This is a genomic window from Methanosarcina sp. 2.H.T.1A.6 (assembly GCF_000979455.1).
Lineage (GTDB): Archaea > Halobacteriota > Methanosarcinia > Methanosarcinales > Methanosarcinaceae > Methanosarcina.
Map to the genome: position 1 here is coordinate 1 of NZ_JJOY01000009.1, position 6,310 is coordinate 6,310.

General features: G+C 40.3%; 8 protein-coding genes and 1 pseudogene. 4 read left to right on the top strand and 5 right to left on the bottom strand.

Annotated features, from left to right (window positions below):
- A partial coding sequence (locus EO98_RS18155) for a monomethylamine:corrinoid methyltransferase (protein WP_156160998.1) occupies positions 1-98 on the top strand: 98 nt, incomplete at its 5' end.
- A gap of 159 nt (positions 99-257) precedes the next feature.
- Here the strand turns inward: EO98_RS18155 and EO98_RS03040 are convergent.
- Positions 258-530, bottom strand: a complete 273-nt coding sequence (locus EO98_RS03040) for a DUF2769 domain-containing protein (protein ID WP_048141958.1) — start codon at positions 528-530, stop codon at positions 258-260.
- A 99-nt stretch (positions 531-629) separates the two neighbouring features.
- Here EO98_RS03040 and EO98_RS18160 point away from each other — a divergent pair, with 99 nt between their 5' ends.
- From EO98_RS18160 to EO98_RS03050, 3 genes are all read left to right on the top strand, one after another.
- A complete protein-coding gene (locus EO98_RS18160; protein WP_156160999.1) occupies positions 630-773 on the top strand; it encodes a hypothetical protein in 144 nt (47 codons plus the stop codon).
- Between the two features lie 322 nt (positions 774-1,095).
- Positions 1,096-1,932: a hypothetical protein gene (locus tag EO98_RS03045; RefSeq protein WP_048141956.1), complete on the top strand. Its 837-nt coding sequence runs from the start codon at positions 1,096-1,098 to the stop codon at positions 1,930-1,932.
- 160 nt (positions 1,933-2,092) lie between these two features.
- The gene (locus EO98_RS03050) at positions 2,093-2,929 is read left to right on the top strand and encodes a hypothetical protein (RefSeq protein WP_048141954.1); all 837 of its coding nucleotides are present in this window, start codon (positions 2,093-2,095) and stop codon (positions 2,927-2,929) included.
- Positions 2,930-3,105: 176 nt separating this feature from the next.
- Here the strand turns inward: EO98_RS03050 and EO98_RS03055 are convergent, their stop codons facing one another.
- The 4 genes and pseudogenes from EO98_RS03055 to EO98_RS19050 all read right to left on the bottom strand — a co-directional run.
- The gene (locus EO98_RS03055) at positions 3,106-3,345 is read right to left on the bottom strand and encodes a hypothetical protein (RefSeq protein ID WP_048141952.1); all 240 of its coding nucleotides are present in this window, start codon (positions 3,343-3,345) and stop codon (positions 3,106-3,108) included.
- 106 nt (positions 3,346-3,451) lie between these two features.
- A complete protein-coding gene (locus EO98_RS03060; RefSeq protein WP_048141950.1) occupies positions 3,452-3,778 on the bottom strand; it encodes a hypothetical protein in 327 nt (108 codons plus the stop codon).
- A gap of 218 nt (positions 3,779-3,996) precedes the next feature.
- Complete coding sequence (locus tag EO98_RS03065) at positions 3,997-5,430, bottom strand: beta-propeller fold lactonase family protein (protein WP_048141948.1); 1,434 nt, start codon at positions 5,428-5,430, stop codon at positions 3,997-3,999.
- Positions 5,431-5,880: 450 nt separating this feature from the next.
- Positions 5,881-6,310: pseudogene (locus EO98_RS19050) on the bottom strand (hypothetical protein); the annotation flags it as partial.

A 6,310-nucleotide genomic window follows, 5' to 3' on the forward strand; every position in this document is an offset into this window, starting at 1 on the left:
AATGCTACGACGTAAAGACCATTACTCCAACAGAAGAATACGTCCAGGTATACAACTCTGCAAGAAAGCAGCTTGAAGACCTCGGGCTTGTATTCTAAGCCAAAAGTTTAAGTACTTGATCACCAGGAAATTCAGGCCCGGGAGCTCTATTCCCGGATCTATTTTTTTAACGGACCAGTCATTTATCCCAAACCAATCTTTTCTACAGAATCAACCGTTCCAAACCAATCTACTATTTCTTTTGCGGATTAACGGTCTCAAGTTCCAGAGCGGAAGTTTTTAGTATGTTCTTTTTCAGAACCCCTGGTACAGTAATACATGTATTCCAACCCCATACTGTTTGCTACAGGACAGCTTGGGCATATACATCCCTTTTCTTCGTTTATACATCTGCTTTTCTCTATTGTCTCAAAGCAAAATCCGCCTTTTTCCCCACATTCAACCCACGAAGGACAATCAGGACAGATACACATTAATGTGACCATTCGTTCCTGTTCAACAATTGATGGAATATGCGTTGCTTCCTCCATATAGTTCCCCCTCTGTTCCAAAAGCGTCTTCTTATCCTGTTGTAATATTGTCTTCTATTTTTAAAATACCTATCCTGAGTACCGTGAAATTCAGTATCGATGAATGGAGAGAAAGAAAATAACAGGATCAAAAATAAACGCAGTTTAAATCGTCAAGCTTTAAAAGAAAAGATGGAAAGGGTAGTTGCTCACGAGCCAACGTTAGGAACGGACAGGAAGAAGGGATTAAACCTATCCTTCTAAAGTAATCGTTTTGATTCTCGTATGTGTGAAATGTGGTTTTTATTTACTCGCGAGCAACCGGAATAATATTACCGTATAATACTATATACATGTTTTTACAAGGCGGGTTTGCCCATTTTGAGATATATCCTGGGGGATATCCGACAGGATCAAACAATTTTTTTCTTTCCATTAAAGAAAAAGAGGGAGAATTCTTCAGATTACTTTTCTTATCTCTTTCATAACAAAGCTAATATCCTCACGTATCCATATTTGATTAAGAGCGAATCTGGGGGCATGAAGGATTCTACCTCTTGATGAAGACGAGGCGTTAGAGATAGGGATGGCTTCGGTAGATGAAAAAAACGAAGCCAGTATAGTTGAGGTCCTTTACTACCTGTCAGAGCTTGCAGTAAAATATGCAAAAGAAGGACTGGAAAGTGATACTAAAAGATTAATCAAGCGTATAAAAGAGATCGGAATAGCGTCAGCTCTCACTGGATTAGAAATGGTTGTTATAAATGCCCTTCTTCTTTATTCCCCTGTTGCAAAAGAGGCTTGCAGGCGAGGGATGGAAAACGCCGTTGTCGATATAGCGCTTGCTATTGGTGAAATCGGAAAGACGGCAGGAGGGCAGAAAATGGCGGTTCCCGCAAAGATTGCAGCTTCCTGCCTTGGAAAAATGGGGAATACTGCAGCCTTTACAAGAACCCGAAAAGAAACAATAGCAGTCATTTTCGCTCTAGGGGAGATTGGAAAAAGTGTAACAAATCAAAGCCTGGGGGATGCCGCAAATTGCACAGTGACTTTACTTGGGGAAACGGGGAAAGTTGCGGCAAGCCAGAACTTCGAAGATGCAGCATTAAACGCCGAACTTCTGTTGCAGGAAATAGGGACCGGGGCAATTGAAAAGAACCTTAAAGAAACTGCTGACACCAGTGTGCGTTTACTAGGGGATATTGGGAGGACTGCCGACAGGCAGGGACTTGAAAGGGTACTACTTCAGGCAGCTTATTCTCTTGAAACCATCAAGTTTGATGCCCAGGACCGCTATCTTGTGAGTGCATCTATTATAGCCGAAGTAGCTCTCATGCATTTTGATGATATAGGTCTCGAAAAGCTGGAAGAAAAACTGAACAACAATTTGAGAAGAAAGAGAAAGTTTCCTGATATTGATTGAGGAATTTTTTTCGAGTCCTTTAAAGGAACAGTCCGGGCAAAAATTCAATGAGTACCTGAACTACGCATCATCTGCTTCTATATAAAAGAGGCCTGAATGCCGGCAAGACTGTCTGATATTGAGATGTTTTTCCGAATGTAAGAAAATTGGGGTAATCCAAATGTCTATTTTAAACGAAGCCAGAGCAATAGACCTTGGCTTAAGCTCGGTTAAGGATAATGATGAACTGGGTGTACTGAGATCCATAGATTTTTTAACAGAGCAGGGAACGAAATACATAAATAAAGGGCTTGAGCCCGATGCGAAAAGGGCTATAATCAGCATAAGAGACATTGGAAATGCAGCTGCCCTTCAAAAAATGGAACTTGGGGTTTTAATTTCCCTCATTTCCCTGGGAAGGATGGCTGAGGCCGCAAGAGAACAGAAAATGTCCGATACGGGTTTCAGTATAATTTACTCTCTCTATGCAGTAGGAAAGTCTGCAGTTGGACAGGAAATGGAAGCGGCAGTCAGGATCGCAGTTGCTTACCTCGGAGAGATTGCAAGCTCCGCATCCCTTCACCAGATGAAAAGAGAATCTCTCGTATCTTCTCTTGCGATAGGGGCTATCGGAAAAGAAACATCCAGGCAAAAGATCTCCAGGGTTCCGGAGAACGGAGGCCTTCTTTCTCCTGCATCAAGCATACTTCAGTCTCTCCCTCTGGCCAGGGATGAGCCATTCTTCTCTGATGAACTTCAGGGTACTCTGGGCTTCCTTATGGAACACAGGGGAGATATCTATTCTCTCCAGCATATGCCTGTTTCTTCTGAACCCCAGTTTATTAATGCCGATTTCAGAAATTTCGAAAATATTATTATAAAGGCTGCTGATGCACTTGGAACGATGATGCTTGAGCCAAAAGAAAAGTTTCTGGTAAGTTATATGCTTGTAGCAAAACTTTCTATTGAAACCTTTAATGGTTCTGAGTACCTACACGAAGCCGAATCTTTTGAATGAGTGAGTTTGACTGAAAAGGCCCAACATTCAATAATAATTTCTTTACTTTGGCATGAAAGTACGTGAATATTTGTTTATCACATACTTTCATGCCAAATAGTAAGAAGTAGAAATATGTAAAATATGGCTAAAACTGAATTGCAGAATACCTACTAGTTTAAAATTGAACGGACTAGTTAAAATAAAGCAAAATTGACTGTTTTTTGTTTCAGTCCGCCCTTTGTTAATTCAACCTTCAGAGCGCCTCTTTTTGTGGTGCCTATGTAATCCACCAGATCGACATCGGCAAACTGAATCCATTCATCCCATGTTTCTTTTGGCTTCGCAGGTGGCTGTATACCAGTGCGTTCAAATTCTGCCCGCCTTTTCAGAAACTCTTCTTGCTTCTTTTGCTGCGTTTCTGAGTAACTCGACATCCGGGTGATCTTCCGGGCGTCCAAATTCAAGTCATAGCCGTAGTGTCATGGCAATTTAATTACTGGGCTTTAATGCTTAGACAATACATCATCCGTAGTCCCTTTCTTAATTCCGAGGACACAGAACTAGATTTTCTAGACAGTAGTACGCTCTTTTGGCATATTTCACAAGATATAGCGCGCCTTTTTTGGTCAGCCTGTACTTGTAGGCTTTTGTACTTTTGTCTGGTTTCAGCCTGCGGGAATATCCACACTCTTTTTTTCTATAATTGCGCATCAATCTGCTCACATTGCCTGCCGGGATGCCAGGTGTATCGGCAATCTCCCGGCAGGTTATTGTGCCATCGGGATCGCGAAAAACCGCAAACATCATGCGAAGTTTCAAGGCATTGGTCTTAGGATATTTTTGAACATAGTCAATAGATAGATCCATAAACCATAGTTATTTTTTGCTAAATGTATAAAATTCTCAAAAGCAATATATAGTTATAGGATTGCACTATCAAAACCTACAAATCATTAGACTTAAGAATAAGCATAGAAAAAGATAGGGTAATTTATTCGATCCAGACAATGATATAAATTACAAATTTCCCTCTCAGTCATGTTGTTTCATTGAAAAAGCCGCAATCTGATTATCTAAGCCCTACATCACTTTTTCTTGAATTTCCGCACTCCATACATGCAGGTCAAGCTCCCCAATAATCCGAAACCTGGAGTAGAGTTATTTTTGCTCGATTCATTTCCGTTTGAGCTATTAACAGTATCAGATTCAGAGTTATTTTTGTTTGAATTATTAAGTTCGGCAGCGTTTATTTCTTCAGATGATAAATTAGTTTCTTCGACTCCTATATCTTCAGTTGAACTGGAGGTTGCCCCTGTACTTTGGGCAGTCATATCAGAATCCATAAAAGGCACAATTACAATCCTAGTAGGGTAGATTCCTGCACTCACCGTAGCCGTAACAGTGTCTGTGACTGTGTCAATCACTGAGACATTATCGCTTTCTGCGTTTACCACATATACCTTTTTTCCGTCCGGTGTGACTGCAATTCCCATGGGCAATTCTCCTACAGGCACTGTGGCTGTAACAGTGTTTGTTTTTGTATTAATTACAGTGACGCTTTTATTGTAGAAGTTTCCCAAATATACCTTATTTCCATCTGGACTGATTACAATTTCATGAGAAGAAGTTCCTACAGGCACGGTGGCTATTACAGTATCTGCGGCTGTGTCAATTACAGAAACAGTGTTATTGTTAGCTACATATACTTTATTTCCATCAGAAGTGACTGCAACACGATGAGGCGAATTTCCTACAGGCACGGTCGCTGTAACATTATCAGTGGCTGTGTCAATTACAGAGACAGTGTTGCTGTCATAGTTAGGTACGTATACCTTTTTTCCGTCCGGTGTGACTACACCTTCATAAGGACTGTCTCCTACAGATATATTGGCTGTAATTTTGTTTGTAGCTGCATCAATTGCATAAATAGTGTTGTTGAAAGTGTTTGTAGCGTAGATTTTTTTCCCATCCGGTGTAAATGCAATACTATAAGTACTCGGCCCCACAATAATCGGTGCCATTAAAGTGTTTGTCGCTGTGTTAATTACAGAGATATCGGTGTTGTCGCGCTGCTTCGTCACATAAACTCTTGTTCCTGCAGGATTAACTGTAATTCCCGAAGGATAACTACTTCCTAGATTCACTTTGGCACTAACTGTATTTGTGGCTATGTCAATTACATAGACAGTAGAGACGACCATAGGTGAGTCTGCCACATATACCTTTTTTCCGTCCGGTGTGACTGCAACTCCTACAGGCCACCCTCCTTCAAGAGGTACTCTGGCTGTAACATTGTTAGTTGCTGTGTCAATTACAGCGACACTAGGAGTAGGAACAGTACCATTATAATCCGTATCGTGATAATAACCTCTCTGATTATAATCTCCCATAGTTGTCACATATGCAAATGGAGCTGCACATGCTACACTAGCGAATATTAAAATCGTAAGTGAAGTTATTCCCAAAACTTTTATGAGAGTATGCTCTCGATATATTCTATCACATGTTATTTCTTCCATTTTAAATCCCAACTTATGGACTCATTAAAACGCAACAATATCAGCGACTCCCTCATGGATTTTGTTCATGCCAGCACCCTATAAAAAGGATGTTTCGATAAACCCCAATCTTTGGCCGGTTGTTATATAGGTTCATAGGCAACCGTTGAAAACTAGAAGTTTATCGAACTCCTCTGAGGAATTTTTACCTTACATATATACGTTGGATTTCTGAACTGCCATATGTGCGTTCAAGTAATCCTGGATTACCATATGTCGAACCAGTAGGTTCTGGATCATTAAGACGCAAATATGTATACCCATCTTGAACTATATATCCTCTACAAAGTCGAAAATGGTTTGGAATCATACTGAAAAATGGTCTATTGTTTTCAATTTCTGATATGGCGACACTATTAGAAAAGCTAGTAGCTATAGTTCCCGTTTTCCCCCATCGATATGTAGCCCATTTTACAATATCATCAGCTGTGAGCCCAGATGAATACGGGGGGTATAAGGACTCCAACTCCACAGTCCATCACCCATATAGATTGTTTCCTGTGTAGGGATGGGAGTCGGTTTATTATAATATTTACAAACCATTCGGATACATGCTGGACCGCAAAAAACACTTCGTTCTTGTCCAATACCGTTAATATCAAGTATTTTACCTGTAAATGAACTTTTCACTACTCCCTCGTCACTGAGTTTTTTAATATTTTCTCCAGTAATCGCAGCATTAATATTAACTCCTTTATTAGCTGCTTTTTGTTCTATAGATTTGGCAAGTTCATCACTTTTTTGCCATTCTTTTAAATTGTTTTCCTTTCCATAAGTCAAAATCTTGTCATACAGTGACCATACTCCAGGCTTGGTTTCCGTTGCAGGTTTATCTTCAACC

Bases quoted from the DNA above. Each gene is read 5' to 3' on its own strand.
- EO98_RS03040 (WP_048141958.1), bottom strand. From the start codon at position 530: ATGGAGGAAGCAACGCATATTCCATCAATTGTTGAACAGGAACGAATG.
- EO98_RS18160 (WP_156160999.1), top strand. From the start codon at position 630: ATGAATGGAGAGAAAGAAAATAACAGGATCAAAAATAAACGCAGTTTA.
- EO98_RS03045 (WP_048141956.1), top strand. From the start codon at position 1,096: ATGGCTTCGGTAGATGAAAAAAACGAAGCCAGTATAGTTGAGGTCCTT.
- EO98_RS03050 (WP_048141954.1), top strand. From the start codon at position 2,093: ATGTCTATTTTAAACGAAGCCAGAGCAATAGACCTTGGCTTAAGCTCG.
- EO98_RS03055 (WP_048141952.1), bottom strand. From the start codon at position 3,345: ATGTCGAGTTACTCAGAAACGCAGCAAAAGAAGCAAGAAGAGTTTCTG.
- EO98_RS03060 (WP_048141950.1), bottom strand. From the start codon at position 3,778: ATGGATCTATCTATTGACTATGTTCAAAAATATCCTAAGACCAATGCC.
- EO98_RS03065 (WP_048141948.1), bottom strand. From the start codon at position 5,430: ATGGAAGAAATAACATGTGATAGAATATATCGAGAGCATACTCTCATA.